This is a genomic window from Hyunsoonleella aestuarii (assembly GCF_006148925.1).
GTDB lineage: Bacteria > Bacteroidota > Bacteroidia > Flavobacteriales > Flavobacteriaceae > Algibacter_D > Algibacter_D aestuarii.
The window spans coordinates 1,066,644-1,085,057 of sequence record NZ_VAWB01000001.1 but is presented as its reverse complement, the minus strand read 5'-3'; the positions used below and the strand labels follow the sequence as shown (position 1 = coordinate 1,085,057).

Genomic DNA, 18,414 nt, shown 5'->3' with positions numbered 1-18,414 from the left:
CAAACAATCAATGGTATAATTATAAAAACTCCAAATTTTTCTTATCACAGAAATTTAAAGACAGTTACGGCTAATGGAGGTAGTGTAACTTCGGCAGAATAATCTTTACCATTCCAATGCTCTTTTTTAATAGTTATTTGTCTTGTATTTGAAACACCGCTACCGCCAAAGGCTTTGGAATCACTATTAAAAATTTCTTTTATTTTACCTTTAACAGGAAGACCAATTTTGTAGTTTTCTCTAATAGAAGGTGTTAAATTACAAATAACAACGACGTTTTCTTCTTCTTTATAGCCTTTTCTTATATAAGAAATAACACAGTTTTCATGGTCATCATAACTAATCCATTCAAAACCTTCTCCACTAAATCCTTTTTCATAAAGAGCTGGAGTGGTTTTATAAAGTTTATTTAGTTCTTTATAATAATTTTGAGTGTCTTGGTGTGTTTTAAATTCTAATAAATTCCAATCTAAACTTTCCTGGAAATTCCACTCGTTATATTGCCCAAATTCACCACCCATAAATAAGAGCTTTGTGCCAGGGTGGGTAAACATATAACCATAAAGTAGACGAAGATTCGCAAAGCGTTGCCATTCGTCACCAGGCATTCTCCCTAAAATTGAGTTTTTACCATATACCACTTCATCATGGGAAAGAGGTAACATAAAATTCTCTGTAAATGCGTAGGCTAAGCTAAATGTGATTTCGTTATGATGGTACTTTCTGTAAACTGGGTCTTTCGCAAAATACTCTAGGGTATCATGCATCCACCCCATCATCCACTTCATTCCAAAACCTAAACCTCCAACAAAGGTGGGCTTAGACACCATAGGGAATGCTGTAGATTCTTCGGCAATGGTCTGGACATCTGGAAATGATGCATAAATTTCTTCGTTAAGTTCCTTTAAGAAGCTAATAACAGCAAGATTTTCTCTGCCGCCATAAATGTTTGGCTCCCATTCACCATCTTCTCGAGAGTAATCTAAGAAAAGCATCGACGCTACAGCATCAACACGCAAACCGTCAGCATGGTATTGGTCTATCCAAAACACAGCATTACTAATAAGGAAAGAGCGAACCTCATTACGTTCGTAATTAAAAATTAAACTCTTCCAGTCTTGATGATATCCTTTTCGTTTATCTGGATGCTCATATAAATGCGAACCATCAAAGAACCCTAACCCGTGCGCATCTTCAGGGAAATGGGATGGCACCCAATCCAAAATAAGACCAACACCAGCTTGATGTAATTTATCCACTAAATATTTAAATTCTTCTGGATATCCAAAACGAGAGGTTGGTGCGAAATATCCTGTAAGTTGATATCCCCAAGACGGATCGTAAGGATATTCCATAATAGGCATGAGCTCCACATGGGTAAAATTCATTTCGCTAACATATTTTACTAAATCGTCTGCCAATTCAAAATAGGACATGAATCGATCTTCTTCAATTTGTTTTTTCCAAGAACCTAAATGGACTTCATAAACAGAAAATGGTGCATCAATTGCATTATTCTTTTTACGGGTTTTCATCCAATCCTTATCTTTCCATTTGTAACCATCATCCCAAACTATAGAGGCGGTTCTTGGAGGGTGTTCGAAACGTCTTGCGTATGGATCTGCTTTTTCAGTCTTTATGTCATTATTATGGCTTTGGATTTTATACTTGTAACTCGTTCCTTTACCAATTAGCGGGATAAAACCTTCCCATATACCACTAGAATCCCATCTAACATTAAGCTGATGTTCGCCTTCCATCCAATAGTTGAAATCGCCAATAACAGATACTTGTTTTGCTGTAGGAGCCCAAACAGCAAAATAAACCCCGTCTATACCGTCTACAGTTACTAGGTGAGAGCCAAATTTTTCGTAGAGCCTAAAATGCTTCCCAGCCTTAAAGAGATTAATATCAAATTCTGTAAATAAACTGTGAACTTTTACTTGAGCCATAAATTAATGATTTATAATATTTGATATTCCTTTTAATGGAATAACCGCCCATTTTGGGCGTGAATTAAGTTCGTAACCCAATTCGTAAATTGCTTTTTCTAGTAAGCAGTATTTTAATATGAATATACGTTCTTGATTGTATCCTAAATTTAAATTTGCATTTTGTGTTAAGGTAACATAGGTGCCTAAAAATAGTCCTGTAATATAACGGTATAAAATCTCTCCACCTTTAAATAAGTTATTCTGACTAGATGGATAACTATCTTTATTATTAAAAATAGTGGCATAAATTGCATAGTGAAATGACCTGAACAAACCAGCTACATCTTTTAACGGTGGTTGCTTTACTTTTCTGTCTCTTATAGTGCTTTCTGGCTCACCTTCGAAATCTAAAATATAAAAATCATTATTCTCAACTAATACTTGCCCTAAATGATAATCGCCATGAATCCTTATGCGTTCTCCTTTAAGCTTTGTCCAGTCAAAATCCACAAAACGTTTTCTAATACTATTTTTTTTATCGAGAAATTCTTTTGCTAAATCTAAAGCCAAACCATCAAGCTTGTGCATGTTGTTTTCAACAGTATTTAATCTGTTTTGAAATTGGTAAAGCATTTTATTTTTTAACCACACTTCATAATCACCATTATAGTGTTCTGGTGTAAAGGCCGTCTCTTCGAATTCTGAACCAAGAGCAATATGCATTTCTGCGGTACGCTTAGCTAAAGTTTGAACTTTTAAAAATAAATTTAATCCAGCCCAATCAATAATTTGTGGTGGAATATTTTCGATGCTTAATCGCTCATATAAGTCAATATTAGGTAAAGATTCAATATCGATACTCTTATATTCTAAGTTAGAAAAGACTTTATGTAGTTCTTTAAGCATATAATCCCAAGAATCCCCCTCATTTGGAATCATCTCCTGCATTAATCCTATTGTAATATTGGAGTTTTCAGAATCTACCAAATTAATACTACCTAAATAAGAAGGTGTGTTTCTGAAACCTTTTTTTTCTGATAAAAAACGACTCATTTCATAATCAGGATTCTTATCAGCAAAAATTCGCCTAAAAAACTTTAACACATACTTTTCATTATAAACTAGCGATGTATTACTTTGCTCTAAACCCATAAACCGAGATGATTCATAGGATTTATTTTCAAACCCATGACTTTTATGGTACTGTACTTTTGTAGTATCTATTGGATCTGCCGTAGCAATTCGTTCAAAAACTAACTTTCTAAAAGCTTCTAGATTGGCAGCATCAATTATGTATCCTCTCTGGTTGTTAATTTCAATAGGCAGAATTCTGTCGTGTTGTGCAAAATTATCATCTGTTACGAATGCAATAGGCAGAAAATAATGCTGATAAAAAGCTTCAACAAAATTTACTTCTAGAATAAGTCCGTAATATACTTCGCCTTTCTGCTGAATTTTAAAAAATTCAGCTAGTTCTATATATTTCAGTTTACTAGCCTTACCAGCATACCACCTCTGTTTAACAATATATTCCTCTAAAACATCCGACAAAAAAATCTGAACAAACTCGCTGCTGTCCAGCAATTCTTCCCAAGTTTTATTAAACTGAAAGGCGGGGGTATTATCTGTTGCAGCCGTTTCCATTATATGTCCTACTTATTAATCTTGAAGATGTGAAATGGCAGTGTTGGGTGTAATTCAACAAAGCTCCATTCGTTGTACCAATTGTAACGGCTATCGGTGATTAGATCATGCATTTCTAGGTTGTGACCAGGGTGAATACCTAATTCATATAAAGGCAACTGTACAGTCCCTTGCTGAGAATTATAAGCATCTAAACTAATAACTACAAAGATTTCATTGGTTCTATCATCATTCCACTTGTAGAACGCTAATAAATTGTTGTTTTCAACATGACAGAACTTAATATTATTAGTTTGCTGAAGAGCCTCATTATGGTTTCTTATATAATTAATCTTAGCAATAATGGTTATTAACTTGTTTTGAATAGTCCAATCGTAGTGAGTAATTTGAAACTTTTCAGAATTTAAGTACTCTTCTTTTCCTAGTAAAGAATCTGAAAGCATATATTCAAATACAGGACCATATATACCAATGCATGAACTTAAAGTTGCAGCAAGCGCATAGCGCTGTATATGCTTAGATTCGTTCGCTCCTTGTAAATGATATGGGTTAATGTCTGGTGTATTTGGCCAAAAATTGGGTTGCATGTATTCTTTTAGCTCACTTTGGGTAAGCTCATTTATGTATTCAATTAATTCATGCTTAGAATTACGCCATGTGAAATATGTATACGACTGGGCATAACCTTGTTTTGCTAGTTGTTGCATAACTTTTGGAGCTGTAAAGGCTTCAGCTAAAAATATAACATCCGGATGGGACGCCTTAACATTTTTTATAATCCAATTCCAAAAGTTAAATGGTTTTGTATGCGGGTTATCTACCCTAAAGATTTTAATACCACAATCAATCCAATATAGTAAAATGTCTAAACACTCGCTCCAAAGCGCTTTATAATCCTCGCTTTCCCAATAAATTGGTAAGATATCTTGGTATTTTTTTGGAGGGTTTTCAGCATATTGAACAGTGCCATCGGGACGCCACTTAAACCATTTAGGATGTTCTTTTACCCATGGATGGTCTGGTGCTGCTTGAAGAGCATAATCCATTGCAATCTCCAAATCATTGTCTTTTGCTCGTTGTATTAAAGACTTAAAATCGTCAAGAGATCCAAGTTGTGGATGAATATCTTTGTGCCCACCATGTTTGGAGCCAATACCCCATGTAGAACCAACATCACCTACAACTGCTTCGGTTGTGTTATTTTTACCTTTTCTGTTAACCTCTCCTATCGGATTTATAGGGGGTAAATAAACTACATCAAACCCCATGTTTTTAACTCTAGGAAGCAAACGTTCACAATCTTTAAAAGTACCATGAACACCTTCTTTTTCTGAAGTGGAACGCGGGAAAAACTCATACCAAGTACTAAACCTAGCTTTTTTTCTGTCCACGTAAACTTTATATTCTGGGGACGTTTGGTCAAGAAACTTAATAGGGTTATTAAAAAACAGTTGAAATAGTTTATCTGAAGTCGCTTCGGTAATAGCTTCACCATAATCATTTTCATTTTTAAAAATATTATGTAAATGCAGGAGGTAGGCTTTGTCCTTTCCTTTGACCCTTCTTGAAACGGCCTGCACATAATCTGCTCCTTCTAGAAGTTCTGAAACAACATGTTGTCCGTCATCAATTTTTCGAATAAGGCCATGCCTCCAATTTAAAGCATAATCTACCCAAGCTTGGACTTTATAGCTATAATATCCTTGTTTTTCAACTTTAAAAGTTGCTTGCCACTCATCGTTTGAAACCAGATTCATTCTAATTTCACTCCAAGATTTATCACTTTCGTGCCTGTAAAGCACAGACGCACTAAGAACATCATGTCCATCTGCAAGAATATGAGCTTCTACATTAACAAGCTCGTTTACGACACGCTTTATGTAAAATTTGCCACAATTTACACTGGGGGATACATAATCAATGACAACTCTTCTTTGGTCCTTCATATCAGGTTGGTTATAGAAAAAATAAAAGGTTTTAGATAATTATTGAATGGTTGTGTTCTTTGGAATAACAGCGCCCTTTTTAATAACAACGATGCCGTCTTTAACGAAATAGGTGTCAGTTTCCGTATCTTCTAAATGCTTGCCTCCGTTAATTCTAACATCATCTCCAATACGGCAATTTTTATCAATAATTGCATTTTTTATGAAACAACGTTGACCAATACCCATTAAAATCTCAACCTTATTCTTATCTATTTCTTCTAATGTTTCGTAGTGGTCACAGCCCATCATGTAGGTGTTAATAATCGTCGAATCGTCACCAATTCTTGAGCGGATTCCAATAACAGATTGTTCTATTTTCGCTGCGCTAATAATACAACCCTCTGCAATTACAGTTTTTTCAAGTATAGTTCCTGCTAATTTTGTTGTAGGAAGCATTCTGGCACGTGTATAAATTCGTTTCTTTTTGTCGTATAAATCAAACTGTGGAATATCGGCGGTAAGTCCAATATTGGCTTCGAAAAACGAATCAATATTTCCTATATCTGTCCAATAACCTTCATATTGATAACTTAAAGTCTTGTGCTTATCAATGGCTTGAGGAATAATTTCTTTACCAAAGTCATTCGTGTCTGGGCTTTCCATGAGTTTAGTTAATAAACTTTTATTGAAAACATAAATACCCATTGAGGCTAAATAGTTTCTTCCTTGGTTTTTCATTTCGTCACTTACCTCCGATGTCCAATCTGGAAGTAAGTCGGCACTAGGTTTTTCAATAAATGATTTAATAACGTTGGCATCATCAGACTTAAGAATACCAAATTCGGTAGCTTCTTTAGCATTAACAGGAATTGTTGCAATTGAAATTTCAGCACCATTTTCCTGATGAGCCCTAATCATTTGTTGATAATCCATTTGATATAATTGATCCCCTGATAAAATTAAGAAATACTCAAAATCATGGCTTAAAAAATGATGCATACTTTGCCTCACCGCATCTGCTGTGCCTTGAAACCATGTTTTATTTTGTGGTGTTTGTTCCGCGGCCAATACATCAACAAAAGCACTACTAAAAAAACTAAAATGATAGGTGTTTTTTATGTGACGATTTAATGAGGCAGAATTAAACTGTGTTAATACGAACATGCGTTTAATATCTGAATTAATACAGTTAGAAATAGGAATATCTACTAGCCTGTACTTTCCAGCAATAGGAACAGCCGGCTTTGACCTGTCTTTTGTAAGTGGATATAATCTTGAACCTTGACCGCCACCTAATATTATGGCTAAAACCTTATTATTAATCATATTTAGTTATTTTTATTTTATAGTAAAGATTTATATAATTCTTTCACTTGTTTTGCTATGGCGATCCAATCGAAATAATCCTCAACACGTTTACGACCATTTTTGGCCATATTTTCTCTTAACTCTTTGTCGTTAATTACTTTATTAACTCCATCAGCTAAATCACGCGCAAATTTTTCTGGATCGATTGGCTCAAAAGGCGCTTCATTTTGCTGTTCAAGTGGTATTAAAATTCCTGTCTCACCGTCAACAACAACCTCTTTAATGCCTCCAACTGCACTTGCTACTACCGCCGTGTTGCAAGCCATGGCTTCAATGTTTATAATTCCAAAAGGCTCATAAATAGAAGGGCAGCAAAAAACATCAGCATGTGAATAAAGCTGAATGATTTCTTCTTTGGTTACCATTTTATCTATCCATATCACGTTGTCTCGCGTCTTTTTAACTTCGTTTACTGCAGCCTCCATTTCTTCACCAATTTCTTTAGTATCTGGAGCACCAGCACAAAGTACGATTTGTGTTTCAGGATCTATGTATTTAATAGCATTTACCAAATGAATGATTCCTTTCTGACGGGTAATTCTTCCAACAAAAAGAACATATGGCTTGGATTTATCAATACTATATTCATCTAAAGTAGATGTTTCAGAAGTTGTAACGTACTGCTGAAGATTGATGCCATTATAGATAACATGCACTTTGTTTTCGTCGACGTCAAAATGTTTTATAACATCTTCTTTTGTCTCTTCTGAAACCGCAATAAGCGCGTCAGCCATTTCAATGGCTGTTTTTTCAACCCATGAAGAAGCATCATAACCCCTGCCTAATTGTTCTCTTTTCCATGGTCTTAAAGGCTCAAGAGAGTGGGTCGTAATAACCAACGGAACACCATAACACAACTTTGCAACAATTCCAGCAAAATGTGCGTACCAAGTATGACAATGAACCACATCTGCATCAATTGGTTCTGCATTCATATGAATACATGTACTCAACGTCTTAAAAACAGATTTTAATTTATCATCGGCATCCTCAAAAATAGGATTATCAAACAGATAGCCTTTCACAATAGGATTACCAGTATTATCATCCTGATCACCAAAACACCTCACATCCATCTCCATTAATTCAGCTAATTCTTCAGCTAAATATTCAACATGAACCCCAGCGCCACCATAAACATAAGGTGGAAATTCTCGAGTGTAAAAAAGTGCTTTCATATAGTTGGTTTTATTTCGCTTAGATGATTTTTCAAATTAGTTTGCTTTGAGTTAATTATTCTGATAATTTGTCAATAAATCACTTAATTCCACATCAAAAAAAATAAAATTAATAAACAAAAGACCTTTTTTCTAGTGTTAATTTAAAAAATTATAAAAACTGTTTTTTGCAAGCCATTTTATTGAAAATCAAGCAAATCATTGCCTGAAATTCGTAAAATTGTTAATAACAATTTTTGACTCAGAATATGTTTTTTACAAACCATTAAACAGCCAAAACTTAATAAGGCTATGGCTTCTGAGCAAGTTTAGCCATAAACAACGGTTGTAATGTTATAAACATACGAAATAATTGTTAACAAATTTAGGCGGTTATTATTTTTGAGGAATATAAGGCAGAAACACTTTTAATGGAAATTATCGATAAAAAACCTTTGAGAAAACACTATTTTACTTGTAATCATTCAAACAAATTTAATCTTTACAATCGGAATGTAGGCTTGAGCTTAAGAGTGATTTTTTCATTCAATCAACTCTAAAATACATAATACCCAAATAAGAATTTAGCAATTAACATTATTACTTCATGTCAAATATGTTTATTTTAAGGGTTACTATTATTATATCATAAATATTTGTTTTAAATCTGTAATTATGTCTCTAATAATTGCTAGAGCTAAAAAGAAGGGCTTTATTGTAGATTATAACCAAAAACCAACCAAATGAAAAAAATAGCTTTAAGTACATTTTTTGCTGGATTACTATTATTTAATTCTTGTAGTAGTAGTGATGATGAAAATAAACCGCTCGAAGAATGCCAAACCTGTAATTTAGAGATTTTAGGAGAGTCTATAACCTCAGAAATTTGTGATAATGGCGATGGAACAATAACACTTACAACATTAGGGCAAGAAGAAGTAGAGGAGCTTGATGAAGGCGTCACATTTGCCCAATTTATTGCCGCTTTTGAAGAATTTGGCGCAACGTGTAATTAATGTTTTGAAACCTCATGAAATATTCATGAGGTTTCTATTTTAATCATTCAATTTTAAAACGGCCATAAATGCCTGTTGAGGAATTTCCACATTACCTACTTGGCGCATACGTTTTTTACCTTTCTTTTGTTTTTCAAGCAATTTACGCTTACGAGAAATATCTCCACCATAACATTTCGCAGTTACATCTTTACGAAGCGCTTTAATAGTTTCCCTAGAGATAATTTTGGCACCAATTGCAGCTTGTACTGGAATATCGAATTGCTGACGCGGAATCAATTCCTTTAATTTTTCACACATTTTACGACCAATATATTGAGCATTATCGGCATGTATCAATGCAGAAAGCGCATCAACCGTCTGAGCATTTAATAAAATATCTAAACGAACTAATTTCGATGGTTTCATCCCGATCGGATGATAATCGAAAGAGGCATAACCTTTCGAAACTGTTTTTAATCGATCGTAAAAATCGAAGACAATTTCGGCCAAAGGCATTTCAAACGTTAATTCAACGCGTTCTGTAGTTAAATAGGTTTGATTTGTAATATTTCCGCGTTTCTCAATACAAAGCGACATGACGTTTCCAACAAAATCTGCTTTTGTAATGATTGTTGCCTTTATGTATGGCTCCTCAACACGATTTAATGTAGAAGGTTCGGGTAAATCAGACGGATTATTTACGATGATTGCTTCGTCTGGATTTTTATTGGTATACGCATGATACGATACGTTTGGTACTGTTGTAATAACCGTCATATCAAACTCACGCTCTAGGCGCTCTTGGATAATTTCCATGTGTAACATACCCAAAAATCCACAACGGAAACCAAACCCTAGTGCCGCAGAACTTTCGGGTTGAAACACCAAAGAAGCATCATTCAATTGTAGTTTTTCCATGGAAGCTCTTAAGTCTTCATAATCCTCCGTATCTACTGGATAAATCCCAGCAAACACCATGGGTTTTACATCTTCAAATCCTTCTACAATATTGGTGGTAGGTTTTGCGAAATCTGTTATAGTATCACCAACTTTTACTTCTTTTGCAGTTTTAATACCTGTAATAAGGTAGCCAACATCTCCAGCTTTAACCGATTGTTTTGCAACCTGGTTAAGTTTTAATGTGCCTATTTCATCGGCATAGTAATCTTTATTGGTAGCAACAAATTTGATGTGCTGTCCTTTTTTAATCTCACCATTAAACACTCTAAAATAAGTTTCGATCCCTCGAAAGGTATTGTAAACTGAGTCAAAAATTAAAGCCTGTAAAGGCGCTGTCGGGTCTCCTTTTGGAGCAGGAATACGTTTAATAATTGCTGCCAAAACATTGTCTACACCAAAACCAGTTTTCCCGCTGGCGTGGATAACCTCTTCTGGTGTACATCCCAATAAATCTACAATATCATCTGTAACCTCCTCTGGATTTGCACTTGGTAAGTCAACCTTATTTAAGACCGGAATAATTTCTAAATCGTTTTCTAAAGCTAGATATAGATTAGAAATTGTTTGTGCTTGAATACTTTGAGCCGCGTCTACAATTAAAAGCGCTCCTTCACATGCTGCGATAGAACGTGATACTTCGTATGAGAAATCTACGTGACCAGGAGTGTCGATTAAATTTAAAACATATTTTTCACCTTCATATTCATAGTCCATTTGGATGGCGTGCGATTTAATAGTAATGCCTCGTTCACGTTCCAAATCCATATTATCTAATAATTGATCTTGTTTTTCTCTATCAGTCACAGAACCTGTATAGTCTAACAAGCGGTCTGCCAATGTGCTTTTGCCGTGATCAATATGCGCAATTATGCAAAAATTTCTGATGTTTTTCATACTCGGAATCTTCATAAAAAAGATTCTGCAAATATAGTTGATTTTTATTCAGAGCGATTAGGTTTTTATAACCCAGAATGTCTTTTAACTAAAAAGATGTAATTTTGCGCCAAATTGAAAATAAAGTGGTAAAAATAGACAAGATAGAACTTCCAGATTTCCCATTGCTTTTAGCGCCTATGGAGGATGTAAGCGACCCACCATTTCGTGCGCTGTGTAAGGAGCAGGGGGCAGATGTTGTCTATACCGAATTTGTGTCTAGCGAAGGGTTAATACGTAACGCTGCTAAAAGTGTTATGAAGCTGGATATTTATGAAAAAGAACGACCCGTAGGTATCCAAATTTTTGGAGCAAATCTAGACAGCATGCTACAGACCATTGATATTGTAGAAAAGTCTAACCCAGATATTATTGATATAAACTTTGGTTGTCCTGTAAAAAAGGTAGTAAGTAAGGGTGCTGGCGCAGGTATTTTAAAAGATATCTGTTTAATGGAAAAGCTAACAGCGGAAATGGTAAAACGCACTAATTTACCAATTACTGTAAAAACCCGCTTAGGCTGGGATCATGATTCTATAAAAATTGTTGAGGTTGCTGAGCGTCTCCAAGACGTGGGCTGTAAGGCTATTGCTATACACGGGCGTACACGGGCACAGATGTATAAAGGTAACGCAGATTGGAAGCCAATTGCCGCAGTAAAAAATAATCCACGAATGCATATTCCTGTTTTTGGAAATGGTGATGTTGACACTCCAGAAAAGGCAGTTGAAATGAGAGATAGTTATGGGTTGGATGGCGCTATGATTGGACGAGCTAGTATTGGTAATCCTTGGTTTTTTAAACAAGTAAAGCACTATTTTGAAACAGGAAATTATTTAGCTCCTATTTCTTTAGAAGAGCGTGTTGAAGCTGCGCGTAGGCATCTACAAATGTCAATAGATTGGAAGGGTGAAATTCTAGGTGTTTTTGAGACACGGAGACATTACACCAATTATTTCAAAGGGATTCCACATTTCAAAGAATATCGAATGAAAATGGTAACGAGTGATCGATCTGAAGATGTTTTTGCTGCCTTTGATGAGGTGCTGGAGAAATTCTCAGACTATCAGTTTACGAGTTAAAGTTTATGTTGATTGAATTAGTTTTTTAGTAATTCTTGAAGATGCTATTTTAGAAGCTAATATTCCTAAAATTGAAATAGTTAAAAACACTAACAAAAGATTTCCAAACTTAATCTTCACAGGGTAAGGTAGTGAGGGTGTAATAAATACTTTTAAAGTTTCTGGGCCGTAAATTTGATTCATAGTTAGCAATAAACCAACACCTATACCAAGTAGCCCTCCTAGAATACTCATTAAGCTTCCTTGATAAAAAAATATTTTTCTAATGTCTTTGGGCGTAACTCCTATATTAAATAATGTTGCAAGGTTTTTCCTTTTATCCAAAATCATCATTATTATCGAGCCTATAACATTAAATAGCGCGATAATTAATACCAATGTAAAAATGAGATAAACAGCAAGGTTTTCGGTATTTAGCATTTTGTAAAGCGCGTCATTTAATTGCGCTCTATTTTTTATGACAATCCTATTACCGAGAATATTATTAAGCTTTTCTCGTACAACGTTTTCATCTGACCCTTCTTTAAGTTTTATTTCGACTGAAGAAATTTCATTGCTATCATAACCTAATAGATGTCGTGCGAGATCAATAGAAGCGTAAACATAAGTATCATCTAATTTTTCATTTATTGAAAAAACACCAACATTAATGGCGCTAACGGTGTTAAAGGCCTTTTCAATAGAATTTATAGCACCTTTTCCTGGTTTAGGAACATATATGTTTATGTCTTTTGCATAATCTAAAACGCCAAAAGACAAATTTCTTGAAATTCCAGAACCAACTACTATTTGATTGGTTTTTTCACTCAACCAACTGCCTTGATCAATAATAGAGTCTATAGGGTTTACCTTTTCAAAATTCTTGTCTACACCTTTGATATATGCGCTGGGATAAGTTTTATCATCGGCGACAATGAAGATGCGTTCTTCAATAATTTTTGAAAACAATGCAATTTCTTCTATGGCATTAAGCTCATTAATATCTTCTTCAGATAAAATAAAAGATTTACCTGTTGAAGCCTCAACTTTTAAATCGGGGTCTACAATGGTTGAAAATTGAATTGTAAAATCTTTTAATCCAGCAAAGCCAGAGAGCACAACAAAGAGTGAAGCTGCACCCAAGATAACACCAATAATTGCTAAAATGGTTATGAAGTTAATAGCATTATTACTGCTTTTAGAGCGCAGATATCTTTTAGCTATGTAAAGCGACGCATTCAACTAAGATTTTTTTCTTTTATCAAGTAAATCTGGATTGTCAAGCGGATTGTCTTTTCCTTTCAAAGACTGCTCAATTTTGTCGATATACTCAAGAGAATCATCTATAAAGAATTCCAATTGAGGCATGCGCCTTAATTGGTGTTTAGTCCTTTGTGCGAGCTCATGTTTTATTAAAGAACTGTTAGACTTAATGCCTTTAAGTAATTCAGATCCTTTTTCGTTTGGGAAAACACTCAAGTATACTTTTGCAACCGATAAATCTACAGTAACCTTCACTTTGGTAACAGATATCAATACACCTCGCATACCACCGTGTGTGGCCGCATTTTGTAACACTTCTGCTAAATCACGTTGTAAAACCGATGCAATCTTTCGTTGTCTTTGACTTTCTTCCATGATGCAAAAATAACGGATATTTAAGGATTATGTTACTTTTGGTTCGGTATTTTCATATCTTGTATAGAGGTTTCGAATATTAATTTAAAAAGTAAGTTTTAATTAAACGAAGATTCTACTAATGAAAAAAATAGAACATATTGGAATAGCAGTAAAAAACCTTGAAGATTCTAATAAATTGTTTTCTAAGTTGTTTGGAAAAGACCACTACAAGACTGAGGTTGTAGAAAGTGAAGGTGTTAAAACGTCCTTTTTTAAAGTTGGTAAAAATAAAATTGAATTATTAGAAGCTACAAATGAAGAAAGTCCAATCGCAAAGTTTATAGAAAAGAAAGGTGAAGGTGTTCACCATATTGCTTTTGATGTAAAGGATATAAATACTGAAGTCGAACGATTAAAAAAAGAAGACTTTGTGGTGTTAAATGATACTCCCAAAAAAGGAGCAGATAACAAGCTGGTTGTGTTTTTACATCCAAAATCCACAAATGGTGTTTTAATAGAGCTTTGTCAAGAGATAAAGAAATAATTTTCTTGCTAAGAAATAAAATAAGTAGTAATATTGCACTCCAATTTCGGGTCCTATAACTCAGTTGGTTAGAGTATCTGACTCATAATCAGAAAGTCCCTGGTTCGAGCCCAGGTGGGACCACAAATAGAAATTGTAAAGCCTTGTAGACATATTGTTTATAAGGCTTTTTTAGTCAACAGAAATAATTTGATGGCAGAAATCCTAATTAAAACAGAGTTTGCTTAGTCACCTTTTCTACAATATACGGTCTATTAGTATTAACACCTTTTTTATATAAATCCCTACTTACCTGATGCGCTTTGAATTTTTTGGTCGAAAAACCAAACGCCATTAATTCATTAATTTGTGACTGATTCATTCCATCATCAAACCAATCTTCTAAAACACTATCATCAAGGACTAAAGGCATTCTTTTCTTTTTATTGTGTACTTCAGAAAAGAAATCATTTGCCTCTACAGTTAAAATAGTTGTTGTTAGTTCTTCATCAAGTTCATTATACAAACCAGCAAATAAAAATAAGTCGCCTTCCGGAAATTCCTCGGTCGGTTGAAAGCAAAAATATGGTAAGGCAATTCCGTTTTCATGATGAGGTTCATAAAAACCATCTGCAAGAATTAAACACCTCTTTTCGTTTGCGCTATTTTTGAAGGAAGCTTTCTCAAAAATGCTTTCCGAACGTGCGTTTAAAGTATTACTTTTTTTTCTAAATTCAACTGAGTTATGACTTGCCCAATCTGGAATTAAACCCCATGATGCCGGATAAATTTTGTCGTGTTCATCCATTTTAATGATATACAAATTTCCATGAGTAAATCCGTTAAGATGGAAGTATGGGTTGTATTCATTAGGTGTTTCTATTTTAACACCAGATTGATTTAATAATCGCTGCTCAACTTTCTCTCTTTCTTTTCTTAAAGCTGTCGAATAACACATGTAACTAAGTTACAAAAATAGAATATTTATTAACGCTAAAATTATGCTTAAATCTTAATTAAAATGAGTTTTGACAATTATGAATTTAACATGAGTTTCTAAGAACCAACTCTGTATCAATAGTAATTTTTTGATGCTCAATTGCCGTGTCGTTTAATTTAGCGTCTATTTCATTGAATAAGATTTCAACCGCTTTAGTACCCATGTTATAGGCATTTTGTTCAATTGAAGATAGAGACGGTGTAACAACCGATGCCATAAACCAATTGCTAAACCCAATTAAGGCTATTTGCTCAGGGATTTTAATATTCTTTTTATTGAAATAATTAATGGCACCAATAGCTAATAAATCATTTACGGTAAATAGAGCATCAACATTGTCACCATGATCTTGCATTAATTTTTCAGCATTTGAATAACCCTCTGAAAAGTCTGAATTACTATTACATAAATAAACCAGAGAAGGGTCAAATTCAATATTATGATCTAATAAAGCCTTTTTGTACCCAAGAAAACGATCAATTGAATTTTGAGGGTTAAGATCTCCTCTAAAATGAGCAATACGTTTATATCCTTTTTTTATTAAATAACTAACGGCATCATAGGCTGCTTTTCTGTCATCAATGATAACTTTCGAGCAATCTACAAGTTTGGCTATTTTATCGAAAAGAACTAAGGGGATCTCATAATCTATTATTTTTTGTAAATGCTTGAAGTCTCTAGTGTGATTAGATAAAGAGATAAGCATGCCGTCTACTCCTTTGTTTAGTAATAGGTCTACTTGTTTCTTTTCAAGTTCGTAATCTTCATTCGATTGCATTATAATTACCATATAATCTCTATTCTCGGCTTCTTTAAGAATAGCATCAAGAATATTTGAAAAGAAATAGTGCACCATTGCAGGAATAATAACACCAATAGTTTTGGATTGCTGTTTTCTTAAACCAACAGCAAATGAATTAGGCACGTAATTCAATTCATCGGCTAAACTCTTAACAAGTTCACGGGTTTTTTCACTTACATCCGGATAGCCTTTTAAGGCTTTCGAAACTGTAGTTACAGATAAACCCAATTGCTTTGCAAGATCCTTTAACGTTACGGGTTTCATAATTGAACTTAAAAAGTTAAAGAAAGTTACAACAATTTATTCTTACCCTTTAGTTTTTAACAGTATAATTTTCTTTGTCTGGACCTACCCCTTTAATTGTTAATGAGTTCCATTGCTTCGGAAGAATAGGAGCTTTCTGAATAATACCCTCTTCTGTTAAATGCAACCCAGCAAAACCGAATAAAACGGTTTGTAACATACCACCAGCACCTGTAGCAAAATAAGGTAAATCTGCTGTTGCAGTTTCAGAAAGGGCACCGAACGGAGGTCTTTTATTGGGTTCGTAACTTTCTTTAAATAAACGGAAGGCATTTTCAGCATCACCAAGTCGTGCATAGATAACCGCAAACACCGATTTACCCATAGCTGGTCCTTCCTTGGCAAGTTTAGGCTCGTAATACCTTAAATCTTTTAATATGGTCTCTTTATCAGAAATTACATCAAGAGGAAATGACAATAGGTTTACATCTGCCTGTTTTATGATGTCGCCATCGTATTTGCTATGCTCCATAGTTGTGCCATCTGGAAACTTGTAAATTTTTATATTTTTTGCAACTTCTGCCCACATAGGATTTGGAGTTGCATTAGTTTCCTTTGCAGCCAAAACAGCATATTCAAGAGCAGTAATGGCAGATCCGTTTGTAAATGCATTGTCATCTACATTGGGAGCAAATTCATTAGCGCCAACAACATTTTTAATAGAATAAGAACCGTCTTCATTTTTTACAGAACGACTTACCCAATAATCGGCTACTTCTTTTAACATTGGGTACCCTCTTTCCACGAGCCAAGACCTATTTCTTGTTACGCGATAATAGTTCCAAAATGCAATAGCAACATCTGCTGTAATATGATGTTCGAATGTGCCGGTTAATGCCCAAGCTGGAGTAGCTTCTTCTCCAGTGTCGTCACTTTCCCAAGGGAACATGGCGCCTTTAAATCCAAAATTGATAGCCTTCTGTTTGGCTTTCTCTAACCGGTCTGAACGATAATTAACTAATGACCTAGCAATATCCTGATTAAGTAAAAGTAACGGCGGAAACATCCATAATTCGGTATCCCAGAAAATATGGCCATTATAGTTCTGAGAAGATAAGCCCATTGGGGCAATACTTAAATTAGAATCGCCTCTGCCAAAAGCATATAAATGGTACAATGCTAAACGAATGTCTTGTTGCGATTGCAAATCACCTTCAACTATTATATCACCTTCCCAGAGTTCTTCCCATAAATTGTTATGCTGAATAATTAAATCTTTTTTAGGTGTTAATAAATTGAAAATCACAAAGCGTTCTGACTCAGATTGAGGGTCATTAAAATCTTGAGTGGAGCATTGTGCTCCTGTCCACGCAAATTCTAGATTATCATCCTTTTTAACAGACATTTCAAAAGATAAACGATTATCGTATTCTGAAACCTTGTTATTAACTAGTTCCGGCCTTTGATGTTCATCACCACTATTTAAATTGTGCCAGATAAATGTCGCAGACGTTGCCACCGTATGGCGTTCTAGCCTGCTTTTAGCGACAGTTTGTAAAATAGGCATGGTAACTTCTAGATCTCTCAAAACCCTGAAAGTACTCACTGGTTTTTTATATTCTTCAGGAGTTTCAATAATTCCAGTAACTTTTACATTAATATCTTCTTTTGCAGAGATTTTGAAATCGATATAGCCAGAATAGGGAACATTTCTAAGGGCATAAATCTTGTATGAAACACTTGCTTTATTGTTATATAAGAAAGACGTTTCGAAGTAAGCCTCTTTCATATTTATAGTCTGTTTCCAATTACTAATGTTATCTGAACTAAGTTTAACATTATCAATTTCTACTTCTAAGTTGCCAAAATTCATTCCTTTTAAGATTCTACTTACTCCTAAAGGCGATTCTTTATCATAAACATTATTTAGAATAATTTGTTCTGTTTGAAATAGCTTTTCCGAAGGTAAAATTCCTATTCGACCATTGGCTACTGCAATACCAGTATAATTAGTGTTTACATCGGTTGTAATATTCCAACCGTCGTTCTGTGCATTCATTGTCATTACTGCAGACATGAATACTATTGTGAAAATTAATCTAATCATAATTTTTTCTTTTAATTGATTGCACCAAAAGGTATTAATCAATAATTTTTAAAAGGCTTATTATTAATTTTTATTGACATTACAATAAGTTATTTATTTTATCTTAAGAGAAAATCAAAGCAATTAATAATGTTTA

The 18,414-nt window shown here is 34.3% G+C and carries 14 protein-coding genes and 1 tRNA gene; 4 read left to right on the top strand and 11 right to left on the bottom strand.

All coding sequences use genetic code 11. The features are described from left to right. Window positions 1-44: 44 nt before the first annotated feature. From glgB to glgA, 5 genes are read right to left on the bottom strand one after another with little or no spacing between them, the layout of a single operon-like run. A complete protein-coding gene (gene glgB, locus FEF17_RS04935; protein WP_139001242.1) occupies window positions 45-1,952 on the bottom strand; it encodes a 1,4-alpha-glucan branching protein GlgB in 1,908 nt (635 codons plus the stop codon). A 3-nt stretch (window positions 1,953-1,955) separates the two neighbouring features. Next, window positions 1,956-3,578 carry a trehalose synthase gene (locus FEF17_RS04930; RefSeq protein ID WP_139001241.1) on the bottom strand — a complete coding sequence of 541 codons (1,623 nt, stop codon included), beginning with the start codon at window positions 3,576-3,578 and terminating at the stop codon, window positions 1,956-1,958. A gap of 8 nt (window positions 3,579-3,586) precedes the next feature. After that, window positions 3,587-5,524 carry an alpha-1,4-glucan--maltose-1-phosphate maltosyltransferase gene (locus tag FEF17_RS04925; protein ID WP_139001240.1) on the bottom strand — a complete coding sequence of 646 codons (1,938 nt, stop codon included), beginning with the start codon at window positions 5,522-5,524 and terminating at the stop codon, window positions 3,587-3,589. A 39-nt stretch (window positions 5,525-5,563) separates the two neighbouring features. After that, on the bottom strand, window positions 5,564-6,832 hold the full coding sequence (locus tag FEF17_RS04920; RefSeq protein ID WP_139001239.1) for a glucose-1-phosphate adenylyltransferase: 1,269 nt from the start codon (window positions 6,830-6,832) through the stop codon (window positions 5,564-5,566). Window positions 6,833-6,849: 17 nt separating this feature from the next. Further along, window positions 6,850-8,052, bottom strand: a complete 1,203-nt coding sequence (gene glgA / locus FEF17_RS04915) for a glycogen synthase (protein ID WP_139001238.1) — start codon at window positions 8,050-8,052, stop codon at window positions 6,850-6,852. A gap of 722 nt (window positions 8,053-8,774) precedes the next feature. Between glgA and FEF17_RS04910 the strand changes: the two genes are divergently transcribed. Continuing rightward, a complete protein-coding gene (locus FEF17_RS04910) occupies window positions 8,775-9,047 on the top strand; it encodes a hypothetical protein (RefSeq protein ID WP_139001237.1) in 273 nt (90 codons plus the stop codon). Between the two features lie 39 nt (window positions 9,048-9,086). Here FEF17_RS04910 and lepA read toward each other — a convergent pair whose 3' ends face one another. Beyond that, window positions 9,087-10,883 carry a translation elongation factor 4 gene (gene lepA / locus FEF17_RS04905; RefSeq protein WP_139001236.1) on the bottom strand — a complete coding sequence of 599 codons (1,797 nt, stop codon included), beginning with the start codon at window positions 10,881-10,883 and terminating at the stop codon, window positions 9,087-9,089. A 125-nt stretch (window positions 10,884-11,008) separates the two neighbouring features. Here lepA and dusB point away from each other — a divergent pair, with 125 nt between their 5' ends. After that, the gene (dusB, locus tag FEF17_RS04900) at window positions 11,009-12,004 is read left to right on the top strand and encodes a tRNA dihydrouridine synthase DusB (protein ID WP_139002138.1); all 996 of its coding nucleotides are present in this window, start codon (window positions 11,009-11,011) and stop codon (window positions 12,002-12,004) included. Between the two features lie 3 nt (window positions 12,005-12,007). Here dusB and FEF17_RS04895 read toward each other — a convergent pair whose 3' ends face one another. Continuing rightward, window positions 12,008-13,225, bottom strand: coding sequence for an ABC transporter permease (locus FEF17_RS04895; RefSeq protein ID WP_139001235.1), 1,218 nt, complete (start codon window positions 13,223-13,225; stop codon window positions 12,008-12,010). Continuing rightward, window positions 13,226-13,621 carry a 30S ribosome-binding factor RbfA gene (gene rbfA, locus FEF17_RS04890; RefSeq protein WP_139001234.1) on the bottom strand — a complete coding sequence of 132 codons (396 nt, stop codon included), beginning with the start codon at window positions 13,619-13,621 and terminating at the stop codon, window positions 13,226-13,228. A 121-nt stretch (window positions 13,622-13,742) separates the two neighbouring features. On the opposite strand from rbfA, the gene mce reads away from it, so the two are divergent. Both mce and FEF17_RS04880 read left to right on the top strand, forming a co-directional pair. Then, entirely contained in the window at window positions 13,743-14,147 is a 405-nt protein-coding gene (gene mce / locus FEF17_RS04885; RefSeq protein WP_139001233.1) for a methylmalonyl-CoA epimerase, read from the top strand. Between the two features lie 49 nt (window positions 14,148-14,196). Next, window positions 14,197-14,270, top strand: a tRNA-Ile gene (locus FEF17_RS04880). An 85-nt stretch (window positions 14,271-14,355) separates the two neighbouring features. On the opposite strand, the gene FEF17_RS04875 is transcribed toward FEF17_RS04880, so the two are convergent. From FEF17_RS04875 to FEF17_RS04865, 3 genes are all read right to left on the bottom strand, one after another. Next, window positions 14,356-15,084: an SOS response-associated peptidase gene (locus tag FEF17_RS04875; RefSeq protein WP_139001232.1), complete on the bottom strand. Its 729-nt coding sequence runs from the start codon at window positions 15,082-15,084 to the stop codon at window positions 14,356-14,358. A gap of 85 nt (window positions 15,085-15,169) precedes the next feature. Next, entirely contained in the window at window positions 15,170-16,192 is a 1,023-nt protein-coding gene (locus tag FEF17_RS04870) for a LacI family DNA-binding transcriptional regulator (RefSeq protein ID WP_139001231.1), read from the bottom strand. A gap of 49 nt (window positions 16,193-16,241) precedes the next feature. Continuing rightward, complete coding sequence (locus FEF17_RS04865; protein WP_170180967.1) at window positions 16,242-18,278, bottom strand: kojibiose hydrolase; 2,037 nt, start codon at window positions 18,276-18,278, stop codon at window positions 16,242-16,244. Window positions 18,279-18,414 lie beyond the last annotated feature (136 nt).

Excerpts from the sequence above, each read along its gene's own strand:
- glgB (WP_139001242.1), bottom strand. The coding sequence starts at position 1,952 with ATGGCTCAAGTAAAAGTTCACAGTTTATTTACAGAATTTGATATTAAT.
- FEF17_RS04930 (WP_139001241.1), bottom strand. The coding sequence starts at position 3,578 with ATGGAAACGGCTGCAACAGATAATACCCCCGCCTTTCAGTTTAATAAA.
- FEF17_RS04925 (WP_139001240.1), bottom strand. The coding sequence starts at position 5,524 with ATGAAGGACCAAAGAAGAGTTGTCATTGATTATGTATCCCCCAGTGTA.
- FEF17_RS04920 (WP_139001239.1), bottom strand. The coding sequence starts at position 6,832 with ATGATTAATAATAAGGTTTTAGCCATAATATTAGGTGGCGGTCAAGGT.
- glgA (WP_139001238.1), bottom strand. The coding sequence starts at position 8,052 with ATGAAAGCACTTTTTTACACTCGAGAATTTCCACCTTATGTTTATGGT.
- FEF17_RS04910 (WP_139001237.1), top strand. The coding sequence starts at position 8,775 with ATGAAAAAAATAGCTTTAAGTACATTTTTTGCTGGATTACTATTATTT.
- lepA (WP_139001236.1), bottom strand. The coding sequence starts at position 10,883 with ATGAAAAACATCAGAAATTTTTGCATAATTGCGCATATTGATCACGGC.
- rbfA (WP_139001234.1), bottom strand. The coding sequence starts at position 13,621 with ATGGAAGAAAGTCAAAGACAACGAAAGATTGCATCGGTTTTACAACGT.
- mce (WP_139001233.1), top strand. The coding sequence starts at position 13,743 with ATGAAAAAAATAGAACATATTGGAATAGCAGTAAAAAACCTTGAAGAT.
- FEF17_RS04875 (WP_139001232.1), bottom strand. The coding sequence starts at position 15,084 with ATGTGTTATTCGACAGCTTTAAGAAAAGAAAGAGAGAAAGTTGAGCAG.
- FEF17_RS04870 (WP_139001231.1), bottom strand. The coding sequence starts at position 16,192 with ATGAAACCCGTAACGTTAAAGGATCTTGCAAAGCAATTGGGTTTATCT.
- FEF17_RS04865 (WP_170180967.1), bottom strand. The coding sequence starts at position 18,278 with ATGATTAGATTAATTTTCACAATAGTATTCATGTCTGCAGTAATGACA.